This is a genomic window from Pseudomonas sp. LF-5, assembly GCF_037626295.1.
In the GTDB taxonomy this organism is placed as follows: domain Bacteria; phylum Pseudomonadota; class Gammaproteobacteria; order Pseudomonadales; family Pseudomonadaceae; genus Aquipseudomonas; species Aquipseudomonas monsensis.
On sequence record NZ_JARKMT010000004.1, the window covers coordinates 69,274 to 89,211 of the forward strand.

At 61.6% G+C, this 19,938-nt stretch carries 17 protein-coding genes; 10 read left to right on the top strand and 7 right to left on the bottom strand.

Annotation, left to right across the window (positions count from 1 at the left end; genetic code table 11):
• Positions 1–247: 247 nt before the first annotated feature.
• Genes PseuLF5_RS15080 through PseuLF5_RS15090 form a run of 3 tightly spaced genes read right to left on the bottom strand, consistent with a single transcriptional unit; the run spans position 248 to position 5,205 of the window.
• Positions 248–2,152, bottom strand: coding sequence for an ATP-binding protein (locus tag PseuLF5_RS15080; RefSeq protein ID WP_340133902.1), 1,905 nt, complete (start codon positions 2,150–2,152; stop codon positions 248–250).
• Complete coding sequence (locus PseuLF5_RS15085) at positions 2,149–3,081, bottom strand: ABC transporter substrate-binding protein (RefSeq protein WP_123466890.1); 933 nt, start codon at positions 3,079–3,081, stop codon at positions 2,149–2,151. The genes PseuLF5_RS15080 and PseuLF5_RS15085 overlap by 4 nt, the downstream gene beginning before the upstream one ends.
• On the bottom strand, positions 3,082–5,205 hold the full coding sequence (locus PseuLF5_RS15090) for a TonB-dependent receptor plug domain-containing protein (RefSeq protein ID WP_128613914.1): 2,124 nt from the start codon (positions 5,203–5,205) through the stop codon (positions 3,082–3,084).
• Positions 5,206–5,401: 196 nt separating this feature from the next.
• On the opposite strand from PseuLF5_RS15090, the gene PseuLF5_RS15095 reads away from it, so the two are divergent.
• The 9 genes from PseuLF5_RS15095 to PseuLF5_RS15135 all read left to right on the top strand — a co-directional run bounded on the left by PseuLF5_RS15095 (position 5,402) and on the right by PseuLF5_RS15135 (position 13,494).
• Positions 5,402–6,427 (top strand): NAD(P)H-dependent glycerol-3-phosphate dehydrogenase, encoded by a 1,026-nt coding sequence (locus PseuLF5_RS15095; RefSeq protein ID WP_128613915.1) that lies wholly within the window; start codon positions 5,402–5,404, stop codon positions 6,425–6,427.
• An 18-nt stretch (positions 6,428–6,445) separates the two neighbouring features.
• Positions 6,446–6,793, top strand: a complete 348-nt coding sequence (locus tag PseuLF5_RS15100; protein ID WP_003227139.1) for a DUF4389 domain-containing protein — start codon at positions 6,446–6,448, stop codon at positions 6,791–6,793.
• A complete protein-coding gene (sixA, locus tag PseuLF5_RS15105; RefSeq protein WP_123466884.1) occupies positions 6,790–7,242 on the top strand; it encodes a phosphohistidine phosphatase SixA in 453 nt (150 codons plus the stop codon). The genes PseuLF5_RS15100 and sixA overlap by 4 nt, the downstream gene beginning before the upstream one ends.
• A 128-nt stretch (positions 7,243–7,370) precedes the next feature.
• Positions 7,371–9,026: an AMP-binding protein gene (locus PseuLF5_RS15110; protein WP_123466882.1), complete on the top strand. Its 1,656-nt coding sequence runs from the start codon at positions 7,371–7,373 to the stop codon at positions 9,024–9,026.
• 31 nt (positions 9,027–9,057) lie between these two features.
• Entirely contained in the window at positions 9,058–9,501 is a 444-nt protein-coding gene (locus PseuLF5_RS15115) for a hotdog fold thioesterase (RefSeq protein WP_186744970.1), read from the top strand.
• 289 nt (positions 9,502–9,790) lie between these two features.
• Positions 9,791–10,597 carry an alpha/beta fold hydrolase gene (locus PseuLF5_RS15120; RefSeq protein ID WP_123466878.1) on the top strand — a complete coding sequence of 269 codons (807 nt, stop codon included), beginning with the start codon at positions 9,791–9,793 and terminating at the stop codon, positions 10,595–10,597.
• Positions 10,594–11,448 carry an alpha/beta hydrolase gene (locus PseuLF5_RS15125; RefSeq protein ID WP_123466876.1) on the top strand — a complete coding sequence of 285 codons (855 nt, stop codon included), beginning with the start codon at positions 10,594–10,596 and terminating at the stop codon, positions 11,446–11,448. The genes PseuLF5_RS15120 and PseuLF5_RS15125 overlap by 4 nt, the downstream gene beginning before the upstream one ends.
• Before the next feature lie 115 nt (positions 11,449–11,563).
• Positions 11,564–12,370 carry a DUF4892 domain-containing protein gene (locus tag PseuLF5_RS15130; RefSeq protein ID WP_340133905.1) on the top strand — a complete coding sequence of 269 codons (807 nt, stop codon included), beginning with the start codon at positions 11,564–11,566 and terminating at the stop codon, positions 12,368–12,370.
• A 71-nt stretch (positions 12,371–12,441) separates the two neighbouring features.
• Positions 12,442–13,494: an AI-2E family transporter gene (locus tag PseuLF5_RS15135; RefSeq protein ID WP_340133907.1), complete on the top strand. Its 1,053-nt coding sequence runs from the start codon at positions 12,442–12,444 to the stop codon at positions 13,492–13,494.
• A gap of 1,312 nt (positions 13,495–14,806) precedes the next feature.
• Here the strand turns inward: PseuLF5_RS15135 and xopAW are convergent.
• The 3 genes from xopAW to PseuLF5_RS15150 all read right to left on the bottom strand — a co-directional run bounded on the left by xopAW (position 14,807) and on the right by PseuLF5_RS15150 (position 17,597).
• Positions 14,807–15,655: a XopAW family type III secretion system calcium-binding effector gene (gene xopAW, locus PseuLF5_RS15140; protein WP_340133909.1), complete on the bottom strand. Its 849-nt coding sequence runs from the start codon at positions 15,653–15,655 to the stop codon at positions 14,807–14,809.
• Positions 15,656–15,798: 143 nt separating this feature from the next.
• A complete protein-coding gene (locus tag PseuLF5_RS15145; RefSeq protein ID WP_123466869.1) occupies positions 15,799–16,848 on the bottom strand; it encodes a sensor histidine kinase in 1,050 nt (349 codons plus the stop codon).
• On the bottom strand, positions 16,848–17,597 hold the full coding sequence (locus PseuLF5_RS15150; RefSeq protein ID WP_123466867.1) for a response regulator: 750 nt from the start codon (positions 17,595–17,597) through the stop codon (positions 16,848–16,850). The genes PseuLF5_RS15145 and PseuLF5_RS15150 overlap by 1 nt, the downstream gene beginning before the upstream one ends.
• A 295-nt stretch (positions 17,598–17,892) precedes the next feature.
• Here PseuLF5_RS15150 and pyrF point away from each other — a divergent pair, with 295 nt between their 5' ends.
• Positions 17,893–18,591 (top strand): orotidine-5'-phosphate decarboxylase, encoded by a 699-nt coding sequence (gene pyrF / locus PseuLF5_RS15155; RefSeq protein ID WP_177490680.1) that lies wholly within the window; start codon positions 17,893–17,895, stop codon positions 18,589–18,591.
• Between the two features lie 124 nt (positions 18,592–18,715).
• On the opposite strand, the gene PseuLF5_RS15160 is transcribed toward pyrF, so the two are convergent.
• Entirely contained in the window at positions 18,716–19,720 is a 1,005-nt protein-coding gene (locus tag PseuLF5_RS15160) for an NADP-dependent oxidoreductase (RefSeq protein WP_336347329.1), read from the bottom strand.
• Positions 19,721–19,938: the final 218 nt, after the last annotated feature.

Genomic DNA, 19,938 nt, shown 5'->3' on the forward strand with positions numbered 1-19,938 from the left:
GCGAGCTCCTCAATAATCCCATGCGGCAGGTGGGGCAAATCTTCCCGGCCGATCGACGCGTTCATGCCTCGTACCGGCAGCCTACTCATAGACTATTGCGTTGTGGTGAAAGTCACAGCACCAAGGACATGAATGTACACTTGTGCACTGAAATTTTTATTCAAGCCCCTTTTGAGGCTTGTTCGGGTGCCTAAGACTGCCGCACTTTCGCTTTTCACGCCAGTCGCAGATGGTCGAAAAACCGTCACTACTGCACCCAGCGTTGCAGAATCTGTTGTAGGTCATTGCGTTTGAACGGTTTGGCCAAATAATCGTTCATGCCTGCCGACAGGCAAGTTTCGCGGTCGCCCTGCAAGGCGTTGGCGGTCAACGCGATGATCGGCACCTCGCGGCGTCCAGGCAGCAAACGGATCTGCCGGGTCGCCTCGTAACCGTCGATGATCGGTAAGCGACAATCCATCAAAATTACTTCGAATTCGCTGCCCTCGGCACTGCGCACCGCCTGCACGCCATCGGTTGCCACACTGACAGTAAAGCCCAGGCTGCGCAGCATCGCTTCAATCACCGTCTGATTGACCGGGTTGTCCTCCACCAGCAACACGTTGCGCCCTTCACCGTGGTCGTTGCCATTCAGTGCGCGCGGTGCGGCCAGTTGCGGCAACGCCTGCTTATAAAGGGCTAGGGGAATTTCCAGGGTGAACACCGAACCACGACCTTCCTCACTCTGCGCGCGCAAGGTGCCGCCCATGCGTTCGGCCAGGGTACGGGCAATCGGCAGACCGAGGCCGGTGCCACCGTAACGCCGGGAAATCGAACTGTCGGCCTGCTGGAAAGCGTTGAACATCAGCTCCAGACTTTCGGCCGAAATGCCGATGCCACTGTCGCGCACCGAGCAGGTGAACCAGAGCAGTTCGTGATCCAGCGACTGCCATTGCGCTTCGATGCTGACCCGCCCGCGCTCGGTGAATTTCAAGGCATTGCCGACCAGGTTGACCAGAATCTGCCGGATCCGCGTCGGATCACCCTGCACCTGCAACGCCCGCATGTCCTCGGGGATGCGCAGGTTCAATGCCAGACCACGCTGCACCGCACTGTGCTGGAACGACTGGGCGCAGGCGCCGATCAGTTCGGCAAGATTGAAAGGAATGTGCTCCAGCTCCAGTTCCGAACGCTCGATCCGGGAGAAGTCGAGGATGTCGTTGATGACCTTCAGCAAGTGCTCGGTGGACTCCGACGCAAGGGCGGCATATTCGATCTGCTCCTCGGTCATGTCGGTGGTTTCCAGCAACTGCAACATGCCCAGCACGCCGTTCATGGGTGTGCGCAGTTCGTGGCTCATCATCGCCAGAAAATCGGATTTGGCGGTGTTGGCCTTTTCCGCTTCCTCGCGGGTCTGGATCAGTTGCGCCATCGCCTGCTGCTGTTCGCGGCTGGCCTGTTCCAGCGCTTGGGCGAGGTTGTTGATGTGCTGCGACAGGGCGCCCAGTTCGGTGTCATCGACGATCGGCAGCGGGGTTTTGTAGTCGCCGTCCTGAATCGCCTTGACCGCATTGCCGATATCACGGATCGGCTGCGACAGGCTGCTGGCCAGGCGCCGCGCCAATACGAAGGTGAAGAGCAGGGCAAACAGCGCGAGGATCCCGGCCTTGAGGAGGATTTCCTGCTGGCGCTGACTGAAGGCATCGTTGGACAGCCCGACGATTACCCGTCCCAGATAGTCCTCGCTGGCGCCGCCATTGTTGACTTTGCCATCCTGAAAAAAATCAGTGTGCAGGGCGATCCGTTGCAGGCGTACCGGTGCCTGAAACACTTCCACCTGATGTGCGTGACTGTGGGCGGCGGCCGGTTGTTCGACGTACACCAGAATCCGGTTGGCGCTGTCCTGTACTTCGAGAAACCGCACGTTAGGCGTGGCCAGGGTGGCTTTGAGCAGACTCTCCAGCACTTCGTTATTGCCGGAGATCACGCCGTATTCGGTGGCGGGCGCCAGTTGGTTGGCGATCAGCTGGCCGGTGTGATTGAGCTCCTGGCGCAAATCCTGAATACGCACGAAGGTGAAGAAACTGATCAACAGTAGAGTCAGCAACAGCGCCGGGCCCAGGCTGATCAACTGGGTGCGGGTGTTGATGTCCCAACGGCGACGGAAAATCATGGACGGCGTTCTCCTTCGGCCAGTGCTCTGGCAACAGACGCATCATTCAAGGGTTCGATCCCTAGGGAACGAGCGACCTGCGCGTTACTTGAGACTTTAAAACGTTCGGGATAGAGCGTTCGCGGCCAACTGGCCGGTGGCTGGTCGAGCAATTGATCGAGGATCGTCAGCCAGTCGTTCTGGTCGCTGTAACTGCTGGCGAGGCTGCCGGCGCGGACGAAGGCGACGTTGGGACCGACCAGCGCCACTTGCCGCGCGTAGCTGCTGAGCAGCAGGTTTTTCGCGGTTTTCGGGTTGTACAGGTCGGGATCGTCGAGCCCCAGCAACACGTCACTGTTTTTCAGCACCGATTGCAGCGGGCGACTGTCGTGAATGTTGTCCCAGCGCTGACTGACAATTTCCAGATTCAGCGGTTGTGCGGCCAGGCTCAGCTCGTGGAGCAGAAATTCGCTGTGTTGATCGAACAGCACGCCGATGCGCCGTGCCTGCGGCAGAATCCGCCGGATCAATTGCAACTGCCGGCTCAGTGGCGGATCGCTCCATAGCAGGCTCAAGTGCGGCGGTTGCGCAGTGCCGAGACGTTGCCGCGCCTGCAGGCGGCTGATGCGCAGCACCAGCGTCGCCGGGCCCTGGGCATCCTGCAGGCGCCAGTCGAGGCTGGGCAGGTCGAGCAGAATCAGGCGCAGGCTGGACGGCAATTTACCCGGTGCCGGCAGACTCGCCAGCGGCTGGAAGTGCACGTTATCGGTGGGCCGCAACTCGCTGAGCGCCTGAACGAACGCCTGCACGCCGGCGCTTTCTTCGGCGCCGGTCAGCAGAATGTCAGCGGCCTGCACCGCCACGCCATGTAGCCACGCGGTCAAAAACAGGCACAAACCCGCCAGCCAGTGGCCTAGGGTTGGCGTCTTGTGAAACAGGCTGCCGCGCATCTAGAACTCCAGCTCGGCGCTGAAGTACATCACCCGGCGTTCGTCGTAATGGTTGTCGACGAAGGTGGTCGGCTGGTTATCGAGGCGCTGTTGCAGCACCCCGGCCAGTTGCAGGTGCGCCTTGCCCAGAGCGATGCGTTTGGCGATGCGTGTGTCGACCCGCTCGAAGCGGTAGCCGTTGAGTGCGTTGTCGCCGTAATAGAAGAGGGCGCTGTTCCAGCCGTGGCCCCAATCGCGTAACCAGCCGGCGGAACCGCTGTTGCTCGCGGTGAATTGCTGATCGAGCGGATTGCTCGCCTCGGCGTCGACATAGGCGTAGGTGACGCGCAAACGGTCGGCCAGGCTCAGGCGCCAGTCGAGCTGGGTTTCCGTGCCGCGAAAACGCGAGCTGTTGGCGTTGCTGGCAATGTATTGGTTGTTGCGCAGCGGTTCGCTGATCATGCCGGTGATCTCGTCGTAGAACAGCTTCACATCGACGGCCAGCCCCAGTTCGGCGAAGTAGCCGTTATAGCCCAGCTCCCGCGAGCGCATGTGTTCCTGTTCGAGGTCGCCCGGGCCGCGGGTCTTGACGAAATAGCGTGCCGACGACTGACCGTAGGCCGACGGCTGTAGATTCTTGACCAGATAACTCCAGTTCACATTGTTCTCGAACATGTCCGGCGAGCGGATCGCCTCCGAGTACACCGCGCGCAGGCCGTGGCGCGGGTTGATCAGGTAATTGATCGCAAAGCGCGGCGTCAGCGAACTGCCGATCAGTTGCGTGTCTTCGAACATCGCGCCGCCCTGCAACAGCCAGTGGTCAGTCGCGCGCCACTCCAGTTGGCCGAACGCCCGCCACGTGGTGTCGTCGAGTGTGCCATTGAAATAGGTCTCGGAATCGGCACGGTCGTAACGATAGTTCATGCCGCTGACCAGTCGCAGGCTGTCGGACAGGCTGAGGGTGTCCTGCACTTCGAGGTCGTAACGCGATTCCCGGGCGCTCTGGTCGATATCGCCGCACAGGGTGCGACTGGCACCGTTGCGCCACTGATCGAGCACCTGATTGGCCAAGGCCATTTCCTGCGGCGTGCCGGGCGCGGCGCCGGGACCGGTGAAACGGGTGATGTTGCGCGCCAGACGTTCGGTGTAGTTCGGGTTGAGCTGCCACAACTGCGTCAATTCAGGGCTGAACGACACTTCGGCATCGCAGGCGCGCCACACCTGCTGACGGTCCCAATGCTGTGCCGAGCCTTGGATATAGACGCTGTGCTCGGGATTGAGGTCGAGATTCCAGCGCACCGAGCCGGCATAATCCTTGGCCACCACGTCGGAATTGTCCCCGGCGGCGGTAATCCCCGAGAACACCGGGCGGTAGGTGTAGGGCCGCTGGTTGGTGCCGTCCTTGGCGTTGACCTGCCAGTCGAGGCTCTGGTTGTCGCTGAGGGTGTGGCTGACCGCGAGGCTGAAGCGGTTCAAGCGGCGGCTGTCGCGGTAATCGGCACCGTTGCGATCGCTGTCGAAACCGTCGTCTTCCTGCCCGGACAACGACAGACGCAAATCGCCGCCATTCCAGCCGGTGCCCTGACTGGCATAAAAGTCGTTGATGCCGCGCTGACCACGGGTGTACTTCAACCGCGTGCCGTGGCTGTCGGCGGGGTGGCGGGTGATGATGTTGACCACCGCCATCAGCGCATTGGCGCCGTAGCTGACGGTGTTCGGGCCGCGAAACACTTCGATGCGCTCGATGTCTTCCATGGCCACCGGAATATCGCTCCAGTCCACCGTGGCGAGACCGGCGCGGTACACCGAGCGACCGTCGATCAGCACCTGCATGCGCCGCGCCTCGGTGGCGTTGGTCCCGTGATAATTGACCGCTGCCTGATTGCCGCTGATGTTGCCGACCATCATCCCCGGCACCAGACGCAGCAGTTCGCTGATGTCGCGGGCGCCGCTGGCGTTGATCAGTTCGCTGTCGAGCACGGTCATGCTGCCCGGTACTTCCGCCGGTGTCTGTTTCAGACGCGTGGCCGTCAGTACCTGGGGCAGTGCGTCGTTGTCCAGAAACAGGTCGTCCGCCAGCAATACCGGGCTGAACAACAGCGCCAGTAACACCGACGAACGCGCAGACGAAGGGCCAAAAGACACGGCACAACCTAGATAGCGAAGAATTGGCGCGCATGTTAACCGAGGGCAGCGACTTTTCCAGTCACGTTGCAGGCATTTTCCTAGGTTTTATTGGTCTTCTTCCTACAAGTGTCGGTAATTGACGCAGGGGCTGGCCGCGACTCGGTCGCCCCGTATAATGCCGGCATCGCCACTGGTATGGATTAACGGATTGCATATGACTGAACAGCGCCCGATTGCGGTCCTGGGAGGCGGAAGTTTTGGTACCGCCGTGGCCAATCTATTGGCCGAGAACGGCCATCAAGTCCGGCAGTGGATGCGTGACCCCGAGCAGGCCGAGGCCATTCGGGTCAATCGCGAGAACCCGCGTTACCTCAAGGGCATCAAGATTCTGCCGGGAGTGACCGCCGTCACCGACTTGCAGGCAACCCTCGACGCCTGCGAACTGTGCTTCGTCGCGCTGCCTTCCAGCGCACTGCGCACGGTGCTGGCCCCCCACGCCGAGCGCCTGAGCGGCAAGATGCTGGTCAGCCTGACCAAGGGCATCGAAGCCCAGACCTTCAAGCTGATGAGCCAGATCCTCGAAGAAATCGCCCCGCAGGCGCGCATCGGCGTGCTGTCCGGGCCGAACCTGGCGCGGGAAATCGCCGAGCACGCGCTGACCGCCACGGTGGTCGCCAGTGAAGACGAAGACTTGTGCAAGCAGGTGCAAGCCGCGCTGCACGGTCGCACCTTCCGCGTTTACGCCAGTGCCGACCGCTTTGGTGTCGAACTGGGCGGGGCGTTGAAAAACGTCTACGCAATCATTGCCGGCATGGCGGTGGCGCTGGAGATGGGCGAGAACACCAAGAGCATGCTGATCACCCGCGCACTCGCCGAGATGACCCGGTTTGCAGTGAATCAGGGCGCCAACCCGATGACCTTCCTCGGTCTGGCCGGGGTCGGTGACTTGATCGTCACCTGCTCCTCGCCCAAGAGCCGCAACTATCAGGTCGGGTTCGCCCTCGGCCAGGGCTTGAGCCTCGACGAAGCGGTGTCGCGTCTGGGCGAGGTGGCCGAAGGCGTCAATACCCTGAAAGTGCTCAAGGCCAAATCCCAGGAGGTCGGTGTGTACATGCCGCTGGTCGCCGGGCTGCACGCGATCCTGTTCGAAGGACGCACGCTGGAACAGGTGATCGGTCTACTGATGCGTGCCGAGCCGAAAACCGACGTCGACTTTATTTCCACCAGCGGTTTCAACTGATTCAACAGGAAGCGAACCATGAACGATCCGAAAACCGAAGCCAAGTACGAATCCATCCTCCTGCGGGTGCTGTGGATGATCGTCTACGTGCTGGTCTGGCAAGTGGCGCAGTTCATCCTCGGCGCGGTGGTGCTGGTGCAACTGATCTATCGTTTGATTTATGGCGCTCCAAGCGCCGGCCTGATGAATTTCGGCGACAGCCTGAGTCAGTTTCTCGCGCAGATCGGGCGTTTCGGCAGTTTTCACAGTGACCAGAAACCGTGGCCATTCGCCGACTGGCCAACGCCGCGCACCCCGGAAGGTGAAGCGCCGCACGCCGTGCCACCGGCACCGCATCCGGCTCGAGATGAGGAACCCAAGCTATGAAACTCTGGGTATTGCGTCATGGTGAGGCCGAGCCTTATGGCTCGCGCCCCGACTCCGAGCGGGAGCTGACTGAACACGGTCGTCAGGAAGCCTTGAAGAGTGCAGCCCGGTTGATCGGTCAGCCGCTGACGGCGATCTACGCCAGCCCCTATCTGCGTGCACAGCAGACAGCGCAGATTGTTCGCGAGGCGCTGGGTTTCGAGCCGGAAATTCGCACTGTCGAATGGCTGACGCCGGAGTCCGACCCGGACAAAGTCGCCGAGCAACTGGTGTCGGTCAGCAATGTACTGCTGGTCAGTCACAACCCGTTGGTGGGCCATCTGCTCAGCTATCTGCAACATGGCGCCGGGTATCCGCCGGAGAAAGTCAGCACCGCGGGGCTGGCCGAGCTGGAAAGTCCTGAGCTGCTGATTGGCTCGATGACGCTTAACAGCCTCAAGCACCCATAACACCGTTCCCTGCAGGCTCACTCCTGCAGGGTCCGCGTGCGGACGAAATTATTTGTCTGAATTTTCCAACCAAGCACTTGCTTGGTTGACTACGCTTGCTCCAGACCCAAAAAACAGGAGCGAGTCGCATGTCTGCTGCCTTCCGATTGCCGCTGGACGTGTTTTACGAACGCGAGGCCCGGCATCCGCGCCAGCGCTTTCTGGTACAGCCCATCGGTGGCGGGCAGGTCGAGACCCTGACCTGGGCCGATGTTGGCCATCAGGCCCGGTGCGCTGCGCACTGGCTGCGCGCCCGGGAGTTGCCGCAAGGCAGCCATATTGCCCTGATCTCGAAAAACTGCGCGCACTGGATCATCGCCGATCTCGCCATCTGGATGGCCGGGCATGTCTCGGTGCCGCTGTATCCCAACCTCACCGCCGACTCCGTGAATCAGGTTCTCACGCATTCGGACAGCGTACTGGCGTTCATCGGCAAGCTCGATGACTGGCCCGGCATGTCCCGAGGCATACCGCAGGGGCTGCCGACCATCAGCCTGCCGCTGCATCCGCCCGGCGCGTTCGATTTCGCTTGGGACGACCTGCAAAAGAGCTCGCCGATCCGTGACGATCCGCGCCCTGCTGGCGAGCAACTGGCAACGATCATCTACACGTCCGGCACCACCGGCCTGCCCAAGGGCGTGATGCACAGCTTCGCCAACCTTGGGTTTGCCACGACTCATGGCACGCAACTGTTCGGGCTCAACGAGAACGACCGGTTGCTGTCGTACCTGCCGCTGTGCCATGTCGCTGAGCGGATGTTCGTCGAACTGGCGTCGATCTACACCGGGCAGACGGTGTTCTTTGCCGAGAGCCTCGACACCTTCATCACCGACCTGCAGCGGGCGCGGCCCACGGCGATGTTCGGTGTGCCGCGGATCTGGACCAAATTCCAGATGGGTGTGTACGGCAAGATCCCGGCCAAACGTCTGGATTTCCTCCTCGGACTGCCGTTCATTGGCAAGCGGGTTGGGCACAAAGTGCTCGCGGGGCTGGGGCTGGATGCCTTGCGTGTGGCGTTGTCCGGCGCAGCGCCGGTGCCGCAGTCCCTGCTCGACTGGTATCAGACGCTCGGCCTCGAGGTGCTGGAGGTTTACGGCATGACCGAGAGTTGCGGCTACTCGCACATCTGCCTGCCAGGCCAGTACAAACAGGGCTGGATCGGCAAGCCGTGCCCGGAGGTCGAGGTGCGCATTGATGAGTCCGGCGAAGTGCAGGTGCGCAGTCAGGCGAACATGCTCGGCTATTTCAAGGAGCCGCAGAAAACCGCTGAAACCCTGACCGGGGACGGCTTTCTGCGCACCGGCGACAAGGGCGAGCAGGATGCCGAGGGGCGCTTGCGCCTGACCGGGCGGCTCAAGGAAATCTTCAAGACCAGCAAAGGGAAATACGTGGCTCCGGCACCGATCGAGAACCGCCTGGCGGTGCATTCACGGATCGAGCAGGTGTGTGTGGTCGGTGACGGCCTGAGTGCGCCGCTGGGCCTGTGTGTGTTGTCGACGGTCAATCAGGACGAGGGGCGGGCGAGCCTGCATTCGAGCCTTGAGAAGCTGCTGGAAGAGGTCAACGCGGTGCTCGACAAACATGAGCGCCTGCGCCGGCTGGTGGTGGTCAAGGACAGTTGGGCGGTGGAAAACGGTTTCCTCACGCCGACGTTGAAAATTAAACGCAATGTCATCGAAGACACTTACGGCGCGCGCTTCGAAGAATGGAGCGAGCGCAGCGAGGCGGTGCTGTGGCAGGATTGAGTGACGATCAAAATAACAAAGGAAGCCTGCGATGACCTTGTGGCGCACCACTCCGAACATCGAGCAGTTGAACGCAATCCAGAAAAACACCATCGGCGAAGTGCTGGATATCCGTTTCGAGTCCTTCGACGAGGAATCGCTGACGGCGAGCATGGTCATCGACCACCGCACCCACCAGCCTTACGGTCTGCTGCATGGCGGCGCCTCGGTGGTGCTGGCGGAAACCGTCGGCTCGATGGCCAGTTACCTGTGCATTGATGCCAGCAAGTTTTATTGCGTGGGGCTGGAGATCAACGCCAACCATTTGCGCGGCTTGCGCAGTGGGCGAGTGACGGCGGTGGCCACACCAATTCATATCGGCCGCACCACCCATGTCTGGGATATCCGCCTGACCAGCGATGAAGGCAAGGCCAGTTGTGTTTCGCGGTTGACCATGGCGGTGGTGCCGTTGGGCGAGCAGCCACCGGCGCGTTGAGTCGGTTTATTCAGTGATGCCCTCATCCCGGCCCGTGGGCCGGACGTGCGGTTTTCACGTTCTCCATCGACCTGAAAGATCGAGTCGAGTATCGGTTTTGAAAGCCATGAAGATCTGCTCCCACCCCTCGCCCCCCTGGGAGAGAGGGTCGGGGTGAGGGGGCAGCGATCTCCCGGACGCACCATCACGCTGACCAGACTGTCATCATTCCTGGCAGTTACGGTCATTGCCGGGAGGCGCGGTCTTACGGACAATCAACGCCACGTTTCCCGCTCATGGATTTACCCGCATGTCGCAACCGATCTTTTTCGCCCACGCCAACGGGTTCCCCTCGGGTACCTATGGCAAGTTGTTCGCGGCGCTGGCGCCCGAGTACCGGGTCGCGCATCTGGAGCAGCATGCCCATGACCCGCGTTTCCCGGCGGATGACAACTGGTACAACCTGGTCGACGAGTTGATCCACCATTTGCAACAGCAGGATCAACCGGTGTGGGGTGTGGGCCATTCCTTCGGCGGCGTGTTGCACTTGCATGCGGCGCTGCGTTGCCCGGAACTGTATCGCGGCGTGGTCATGCTCGATTCGCCGGTATTGACCCGTACTGACCAGTGGGTGATCCGCGCTGCCAAGCGCTTCGGTTTCATCGACAGACTGACCCCCGCCGGACGCACGTTGGGACGTCGTGAAGAGTTTGCCGATCTCGACAGCGCGCGCAGCTATTTTGCCGGCAAGAGCCTGTTTCGCGGTTTCGATCCGGAGTGCTTCGACGCCTACCTGCAACACGGTTTGCACAAGGTTGGCGACAAGCTGCGCCTGCGTTTCGATCCGGCCACCGAAATCAGCATCTATCGCGGCGTGCCGCACACCAGTCCCGGCCGCACGCGACAATTGCAGGTGCCACTGGCAGTGGTGCGCGGGCACAAGAGCAATGTGGTCATGCGCCATCACACCCGCTTCGTGTCGCGCCTCGCCCAGGGCGAGGCGTTGAGCATGCCCGGTGGCCACATGTTCCCGCTTGAGCGCCCGCAAGACACCGCACGCTTGCTGAAGAACCTGTTCAACCGTTGGGAAGCCCGTCAGGACAAGGATTGCGCATGAGCCCGACCTTCGAAGAAGTGCGCCTGAGCCTGCCGCATATCGAGCTGGCGGCGCATTTGTTCGGCCCCGAGGACGGTCTGCCGGTGATCGCACTGCATGGCTGGCTCGACAACGCCAACAGCTTCGCGCGGCTGGCCCCGAAGCTCAAAGGCCTGCGCATCATTGCCCTGGACATGGCCGGGCACGGCCATTCCGGGCATCGTCCGAACGGCGCCGGTTATGCACTCTGGGACTATGCCCATGACGTGCTGCAAGTGGCCGAACAACTGGGCTGGCAGCGCTTCGGCCTGCTCGGGCATTCGATGGGCGCCATTGTTTCGCTGGTGCTGGCGGGTTCGCTGCCGGAACGCATCAGCCACCTGGCGTTGATTGACGGGGTGATTCCTCCTACCGACAAAGGCGAAAATGCCGCCGAGCGCATGGGCATGGCCCTGCAGGCGCAACTGGACCTGCGCGAAAAGCGCAAACCGGTCTACCACACCCTCGACCGGGCCATCGAAGCGCGAATGAAAGGCCTGGTGGCGGTCAGTCGCGAGGCCGCGCAGTTGCTGGCGCAACGAGGGCTGATGCCGGTGCCGGGCGGTTATACCTGGCGCACCGATAATCGTCTGACCCTGCCATCGCCGCTGCGCCTGACCGAGGAACAGGCGATGGCATTCGTTCAGCGCATCCAGTGTCCGGCGCACCTGGTGGTCGCGGCGGACGGCATGCTGGCCAGACACCCGGCGCTGCTGGAGCGTCTACCCTTTAGCCGGGAACAGCTGCCGGGTGGGCATCATTTGCACCTGAACGACGAGGCCGGTGCCGACCTTGTCGCAGACTGTTTCAATCGGTTCTTCGCCATTCCTTGACTTGCTGCGGGCAACTGTCGAGGCTGGTCGGGTTGAAATGGGAGACAACCACGATGGATTGCTATACCGCTGCGACCCCGATCCGCCACGACATGTCTATCCGATGAGCCGGACTATGCGCTCACTCGGTCTGTTGGTGCTGTGCTGTTGCAGTTCCTTGTCATTCGCCGCCGATGTGCCGGGCAGTCAGGATCTGCAGATCGTGCCGCGTCTGGCCGATGCGCAAATCGTCGATTATCGGCCTCCGGTCGAGCTGGAGCGGATCTACCCGTTGGGCTCGATTCGCAAGATCAGCGGGCAGTTGCGCTTCGACGGGCAGGTCACTGCCCGTGGCCAGACCACCTCGGTGACCTACGAATTACCCCCGGAACATTCCGCTACCGAGGCGTTCACCGCCGCGCGTGAAGCCCTGCAAAAACAGGGCGCCGGGTTGTTGTTCTGGTGCCAGGCCCGTGATTGCGGCGAAAGCAGCCTGTGGGCCAACGAGGTATTCGGCAACGCCAAGCTGTACGGTGCCGACGAGCAGCAGGCGTATCTGCTGTTGAGGCTGGCGGCACCACGAGACAACACACTGGTGGCGCTTTACAGCATCACCCGCGGCAATCGCAAAGCCTATCTGCACGTCGAGCAGTTCGAGGCGATGGCGCCGCTGGGCGAGCTGCTGCCAACCTCGGCGACCTTGCTGCGCCAGCTCAAGAGCACCGGCGAACTGCATTTTCCCCAATTGGTGAATGAGCCCGATGACACCTGGTTACGCCTGATTTCGCGTGGCCTGAACCTCGATACCACCCAGCGGGTGACGGTTTCCGGGCCCAAAGCCGAGGCCTGGCGCCAGGCCCTGATCAATCAGGGTGTGCGTGCCGCCCGGATGGAAACCGGCAGCGTCGACGGCGCTGGCCTGCGCATCGAGCTGTTGCGATAAGCTCTGGCGGGCGAGCACGTACCGCGTGTTCGCCTACTCTTGGCCTGACTGACTTTTTTTCGAGACCTTACATGCTCAATAACGATCGACTGCTGGTGCAGATCCTGCTGCTGGTGTTGTTTGGCGCCAGTCTGTGGGTGATGGCGCCGTTCTGGTCGGCGCTGTTCTGGGGCGCAGTACTGGCGTTTGCCAGCTGGCCACTGATGCGCCTGCTGACCCGCTGGCTCAATGGTCGCGAATCCCTGGCGGCGGCGATCCTGACCCTGGGCTGGATGTTGCTGGTGGCGGTGCCGCTGGTGTGGCTGGGGTTCAATCTGGCCGATCATGTGCGCGATGCCACGGCGTTCATCAAGGATGTACAGGTGGACGGCTTGCCCGAAGCGCCGGCCTGGCTCGGCACGTTGCCATTTGTGGGCGAACGGCTGGTGGGCATCTGGAACAGCATCGATCAGCAGGGCGCGGCCCTGATGGTGTCGGTCAAACCCTATCTGGGGCAGGTCGGCAACTGGCTGCTGGCGCGCAGTGCGCAGATCGGTGGCGGGATTCTCGAACTGGCCCTGAGCATTGTCTTTGTGTTCTTTTTCTACCGTGACGGGCCGCGACTGGCGGCGTTTGTTCATGGGTTGCTGCAGCGCTTGATCGGCGAACGTGCGGGTTATTACATCGAACTGGTGGCCGGTACGGTGCAGCGGGTGGTCAACGGGGTAATCGGGACGGCGGCGGCACAGGCCGTGCTGGCGCTGATCGGGTTTTTGATTGCCGGAGTTCCCGGGGCGTTGGTGTTGGGGATCGTGACGTTTCTGCTGAGTCTGATTCCGATGGGGCCGCCGCTGGTCTGGGTACCGGCCACGGCTTGGCTGGCGTGGAAGGGTGAGTATGGGATGGCGGTGTTTCTCGGGATCTGGGGGACGTTCATCATCAGTGGCGTGGATAACGTGCTCAAGCCGTATCTGATCAGCCGTGGCGGTAATCTGCCGTTGGTGATTGTGTTGCTAGGGGTGTTTGGCGGGTTGATTGCGTTTGGGTTTATCGGGTTGTTTATTGGGCCTACGCTGTTGGCGGTGGCTTATAGTTTGTTGACGGATTGGAGTAAGAGTCAGGTTCGGGCTGAGGATCGGCGTTGATTTTTTTGGGCTTTTTTGGGGGGGGGCATATCCGTTGCTGCGGTAATGGCGGCTTAGGGTTCCGCCCTTACGGCGGGTCACTTTTTCCAGACGCCGAAAAAGTAACCAAAAAGGCTTTACCCTGACGTTCGGCCCTCGCCTAGGCTCGGGTCCCTTCGCTCCGGGATCCATCCGGGGGCATCGCCTCCGGTTTGCTTCGCTGCACCTCCTCTCGATGTGTTTGGCTGCGCCAAACGGTCGCTACGCTCCCACCCCCGGCTAAATCCCTCCACTCAGCCTGCCGACGGGCGCTGAGATCAAAAGCGGTACTCGAGCTAACGCTCATCGTGTTGAGTGGTGAGAAGCAAGGGCTGTGTGCTGCCTTTGCTTTTCTGTGGGAGCTGGCTTGCCAGCCGATGGCGGCCTGACAGCCGACCAAGCGCTTGCAAGACTGCCCACGATCCACCTGTAGGAGTGAGCCTGCTCGCGATGGCAGCCAGCCAACCAACCAATCCCTAACCGAATGCCTCCAACCCATTGTGGGAGCTGGCTTGCCAGCGATGGCGGCCAACCAGCCAACCAATCTTTTACTGATGTACCCGATCCACCTGTAGGAGTGAGCCTGCTCGCGACGGCGGCCAGCCAACCAACCAATCCCTAACTGAATGCCCCCAACCCACTGTGGGAGCTGGCTTGCCAGCGATGGCGGCCTACCAGCCAACCAACCTCTTGCAGACTGCCCGCGATGCACCTGTAGGAGTGAGCCTGCTCGCGATGGCGGCCTGACAACCGACCAATCCCTAACCGAATGCCCCCAATCCGATGCAAGCTCCCGAAAGCTGCAATCTTTTGATCTTGCTTTGGCTCTGGCTCTGGCTCTGGCTCTGGCTCTGGCTCTGGCTCTGGCTTTGGCTCTGGCTTTGGCTCTGGCTTTTGATGTTGCTTTTGATCTGCCACCCCATCGGCAGGCCGAGCGGAGGTGTTCATCAGGGGGGTAGGCGCGCAGCGCCGTGCGGCGAAGCCGCATTCATCGAGAGGAGGTGCAGCGAAGCAAACCGGAGGCGATGCCCCCTGGTGGACACCGTAGCGAGGGAACACTGAGCCCCAGCGAAGTGCCGTACGTCAGGGGAAGCCTTTTTGGTTACTTTTTCGGCGTCTGGAAAAAGTGACCCGCCGTAAGGGCGGAACCGTAATCAGCAACACCCGCAGCAACGGATATGCTCAAAAACCCCCAAACCCCAACCGAATTCCAACCCAATAACTGCCGAATACTGCGCACTCCAGCTCCCAAAAAAAACCAAAAGATCGCAGCCTTCGGCAGCTCACACAGCCATTACGTGGCAACGTTGAGATATTTGCCCACCGGTGCCGTACTGGTCAGTGAATACTGCTTGCTCAGGTTGGCAATCATACGGTTCAGCGCTTCGGCAGTCGTCTGCACAGAAGCCGTCTGCTCTTCATCCGGCCGTTCACCACCTGCCTGTAAAGCGGCTTTCAGCTCATCACTGTTGACACCGCCACTGCTGTCGCTGTCCAGCACCTTGAGCAGCGCGGCGCTGTTGTCGGTGCTGGTGGTCGAGGTGCTGTCGCGGGTCTGCAGCGCGCTGCTCAGTTCGGTAGCGGTCACGCTGCCGTCGCCATCGGTGTCGAGCTGGCTGAACAGTTCGTCACTGTTCGCTTCTGGCGGTGGAGGCGGCGGGGTCAGGCTGGCGGTGAGTTCGTCCTGGCTGACAGTACCGTCCTTGTTCTTGTCCAGGGCCGAGAAGATCTGGTTGCTGTCGGCGCTACTGCCGGCGCTGGTCAGGCCGCTGCTCAGTTCGTCGCTGCTGATGGCGCCGTCGCTGTCGGTGTCGAGGGCGCTGATCAGGGCGTCGGCCAGGTCGGTGTTCGGGGCCTGGTCGCGGGGCGGTGGCGGCGGCGTCATCGCGGTCATTTCTTCGGCGCTGAGGCTGCCGCTGCCGTCGCTGTCCAGATCACCGAACTGTTTGCTCAGGTTGACCAGCAGGCCATCGTCGGATTTCTCCGACAGGGCGCTATTCAGTTCGTCCTGATTCACCGCGCCGTCGCCGTTGCTGTCGAGTGTGGCGAACAGTTGCTTTTGCAGTTGCTGGCTGCGGGCGTTTTGCGTGGAGGTGCTGCTGGTACTGGTATAGCTCGTGTAGTTGCTGACGCTACCGATCATCGGACTCACTCCCTGGGATGGAAAACCGGTGGTGTACCGGCTTATGCAGACTCAAGGGGCAACGTGTCCTGGGTGTTTGGACTTTGTACCGGTGGTTACACAGATTGGCAGCGCACGCAAACCTACAACGATCGGTGGTGTTCTCAGGTGCGCGGCAGGCGGATGATGGCGGTCAGGCCGCCGCCGGGTGTTTCTTCCAGATTCAGCTGCCCGCCCAGCCGCTGCGCCGCCTCGCGCGCGATGGTCATGCCCAGACCTACACCGCCGGAGTTGCGGTTGCGCGAGCCTTCCAGGCGATAAAACGGTTCGAACACCGCCTCACGTTTGTCTTCGGCAATCCCCGGGCCGTGGTCGATCACGCGAATCAGCAGTTGCTCGCGCTGATCCTGCAATTCGATGCGTGCCTGTCCGGCATAGCGCAAGGCATTGTCCATCAGGTTGTTGATGCACGAACGCAAGGCCATCGGCTGCACGGGCAACGGTGCGCAGTGGCCGCTGACCTGCACGTCCGCGCCCTGGTCCTGAGCGTTTTCGCAGAGCGATTCGACCAGGGCCTGCACGTCCATCAATTGCAGCGCCTCGCTGGTGCGCTGTTCGTGCAGGTAGGTGAGGGTGGCGTCGAGCATGTCGATCATGTCGTTCAGATCCTGACGCATCTGGCTTTGCAGCTTGTCGTCGCTGATGTTTTCCAGGCGCAGTTTCAGGCGTGACAGCGGTGTGCGCAGGTCGTGGGAGACGGCGCCGAGCATCCGCGCGCGTTGCTGGACCTGTTCGCGAATGCGTTGCTGCATCAGGTTGAAGGTGTGTGCCGCTTGCCGCGCCTCCCGTGGGCCGGACTCGTCCAGCGGCGGGCTGTCGAGGTCTTCGCTGAGGCGCTCGGCGGCGTCGCTCAGGCGCTGGATCGGTCGACTGAGCAACTTGGCGCCGTACCACGCGGCAATCATCAGGGTGATGAACTGAAACGTCAGGGGCACCACCGGGCCGCCGAACCATGGGCGCGGTGGGTGTGGCGGGTAACGAAGGTCCCTTGGCAGCGGCTGCCCCTCGGCATTTTGCGCAAACTCCGGGGGCGGTGGTGGGGGCGGTGGACCGTAATGGTGAAACCAGGCAAAGGCCAGCAGGTGCGCCAGGACAATCGCCACGAACAGCACGCCAAACAGGCGGCCGAACAACGTGTCGAAGCGCGCTCGCATCAGCCGATGTCCCTGGCGTCGAACAGGTAACCCTCACCGCGCACGGTTTTGATCAACTGCGGTGCTTTGGGATCGTCGCCGAGTTTCTGCCGCAGGCGCGACACCAGCAGATCAATGCTGCGGTCGAACGCTTCGATCGAACGACCACGGGCGGCATCGAGCAATTGTTCGCGGCTCAGTACCCGGCGCGGGCGTTCGATAAACACCCAGAGCAGACGGAATTCGGCGTTGGACAGTGGCACCACGAGGCCGTCGTCGGCGATCAACTGGCGCAAGACGCTGTTCAGGCGCCAGTTGTCGAAGCGAATGTTGGCTCGCTGCTCGGTACGGTCGTCGCGCACCCGGCGCAGGATGGTCTGGATCCGTGCCACCAGCTCCCGTGGTTCGAACGGTTTGGCCATGTAGTCGTCGGCGCCCAGTTCCAGGCCGATGATGCGGTCGGTGGGTTCGCAACGGGCGGTGAGCATCAGAATCGGGATGTCCGATTCGGCGCGCAGCCAGCGGCATAGCGACAAGCCGTCTTCGCCAGGCAGCATCAGATCGAGCACCACCACGTCGAAATGCTCGGCCAGCATCGCCTGACGCATGGCTGCGCCGTCGGTGACGCCGCTGGCGTGAATGTTGAAACGGGCCAGATAGTCGATCATCAACTCACGGATCGGCACGTCGTCGTCGACGATCAGGGCGCGGATGCTCCAGCGCTTGTCGTCTTTATGCTCATCCGTCATGGTGCTTTGGGTGTTGTGCATGGGGCTGTTCATCTGCCAGTAGGCCGCCAACCACAAAGATGGGCTGCGAGGTGGTGGTTTCAGCATAGGCGTCCTGCCGTGAGGCGGGAAGTGCTGATGTAAGGACGTGTTGCGGCTGGCGAGGCTAGCGTGGGCGCTTGTTGGCGGCGTGTCGGTTGTGTATCGGGATCGACACAATAGCAGCGAGCGCTATGCTGATCACGGCCGGCGCGACGATTTACCGATCATCGGGTGCCGCGCCGCCGCCGGTTCCGCTACAATGCGCGCCGATTTCGACTTGCCTGAGAGCCCATCCATGTCCGCCTGCCAGACTCCTATCATCGTCGCCCTGGATTTCCCCACCCGTGACGCCGCACTGAAGCTGGCCGACCAGTTGGACCCGAAACTGTGCCGGGTCAAAGTGGGCAAGGAACTGTTCACCAGTTGCGCCGCGGAAATTGTCGGCACCCTGCGTGACAAAGGCTTCGAGGTGTTCCTCGACCTGAAATTCCACGACATTCCCAACACCACCGCAATGGCCGTGAAAGCCGCTGCCGAGATGGGTGTGTGGATGGTCAACGTGCATTGCTCCGGTGGCCTGCGCATGATGGCGGCCTGCCGTGAAGAGCTGGACAAACGCAGCGGCCCGCAGCCATTGCTGATTGGCGTGACCGTGTTGACCAGCATGGAGCGCGAGGATCTGGCCGGTATCGGTCTGGACATCGAGCCACAGGAGCAGGTGCTGCGTCTGGCGGCGCTGGCCGAGAAGGCCGGAATGGACGGTCTGGTGTGCTCGGCGCTGGAAGCCACGGCACTGAAAACCGCGCACCCGTCGCTGCAACTGGTGACCCCGGGGATTCGCCCGGCGGGCAGTTCGCAGGACGATCAGCGTCGCATTCTGACCCCGCGTCAGGCGCTGGATGCAGGTTCCGATTATCTGGTGATCGGCCGTCCGATCAGCCAGGCGGCGGATCCGGCCAAGGCACTGGCTTCGGTCGTGGCCGAAATCGCTTAAGCAAACACCGCAAAACCCGTAGGCGTGAGCCTGCTCGCGATCACGGTGTATCAGTCAACATTGCCGTTGCTTGATACACCGCTATCGCGAGCAGGCTCACCCCCGCAATTGTCGGGTGGTGGCCTCAGACTTTCAGCACCAACTTGCCGAAGTTCTCCCCGCTGAACAATTTCATCAGCGTTTCCGGAAAGGTCTGCAGACCTTCGACGATGTCTTCCTTGCTCTTGAGTTGCCCCTTGGCCATCCAGCCGGCCATTTCCTGTGCAGCACTGGCGTATTGCGCCGCGTAGTCCATCACCACAAAGCCTTCCATCCGCGCACGGTTGACCAGCAGCGACAGGTAGTTGGCCGGGCCCTTGACCGCTTCTTTATTGTTGTACTGGCTGATGGCGCCACAGATCACCACCCGTGCCTTCAGGTTCAAACGGCTCAGCACCGCGTCGAGGATGTCACCGCCGACGTTATCGAAATACACGTCTACGCCTTTCGGGCATTCGCGTTTAAGCCCGGCGATCACGTCTTCGTTCTTGTAGTCGATGGCGCCGTCGAAGCCCAGTTCATCGACAAGGAATTTGCACTTGTCGGCGCCACCGGCAATGCCGACCACGCGGCAGCCTTTGATCTTGGCAATTTGTCCGGCAATGCTGCCCACCGCACCCGCGGCACCCGAGAGAACCACGGTGTCGCCCGCCTTCGGTGCGCCCACGTCGAGCAGGGCGAAGTAGGCGGTCATGCCGGTCATGCCCAGCGCGGACAGATACACCGGCAGCGGCGCCAGTTTCGGATCGACTTTATAGAAACCTCTGGGCTCGCCAAGGAAATAATCCTGCACACCAATGGCACCGTTGACGTAGTCCCCGACCGCAAAACCCGGATTGTTCGAGGCGATCACCTGGCCGACACCCAAGGCACGCATGACTTCACCGATGCCCACCGGTGGAATGTACGATTTGCCCTCGTTCATCCAGCCGCGCATGGCCGGGTCGAGGGACAGGTATTGGTTCTTGACCAGAATCTGGCCTTGCACCGGTTCGCCGACCGGCACTTCCTGATAGGTGAAAGTCTCGCGGGTTGCGGCACCCACCGGGCGTTTGGCGAGCAGGAACTGGCGATTGGTCTGGGAAGTCATGGCAGGCACTCAAACGGAATGAAGCCTTGTTGATAGACCTTCATCGACGATGTCGCAAGGTTGGCTGCCGGGGCGAATGCTGGTCGATCCAGTGCAGTGATAGTCACCCGCACAGGTTTATCACTGTGACGCATGGGCACCTAAACAGCCGTTTGATAGTGCTGACGCCCGACAGCCCCCGGTGGCTATGCTGCAAGTCTGCACACCCTCTGCATCCA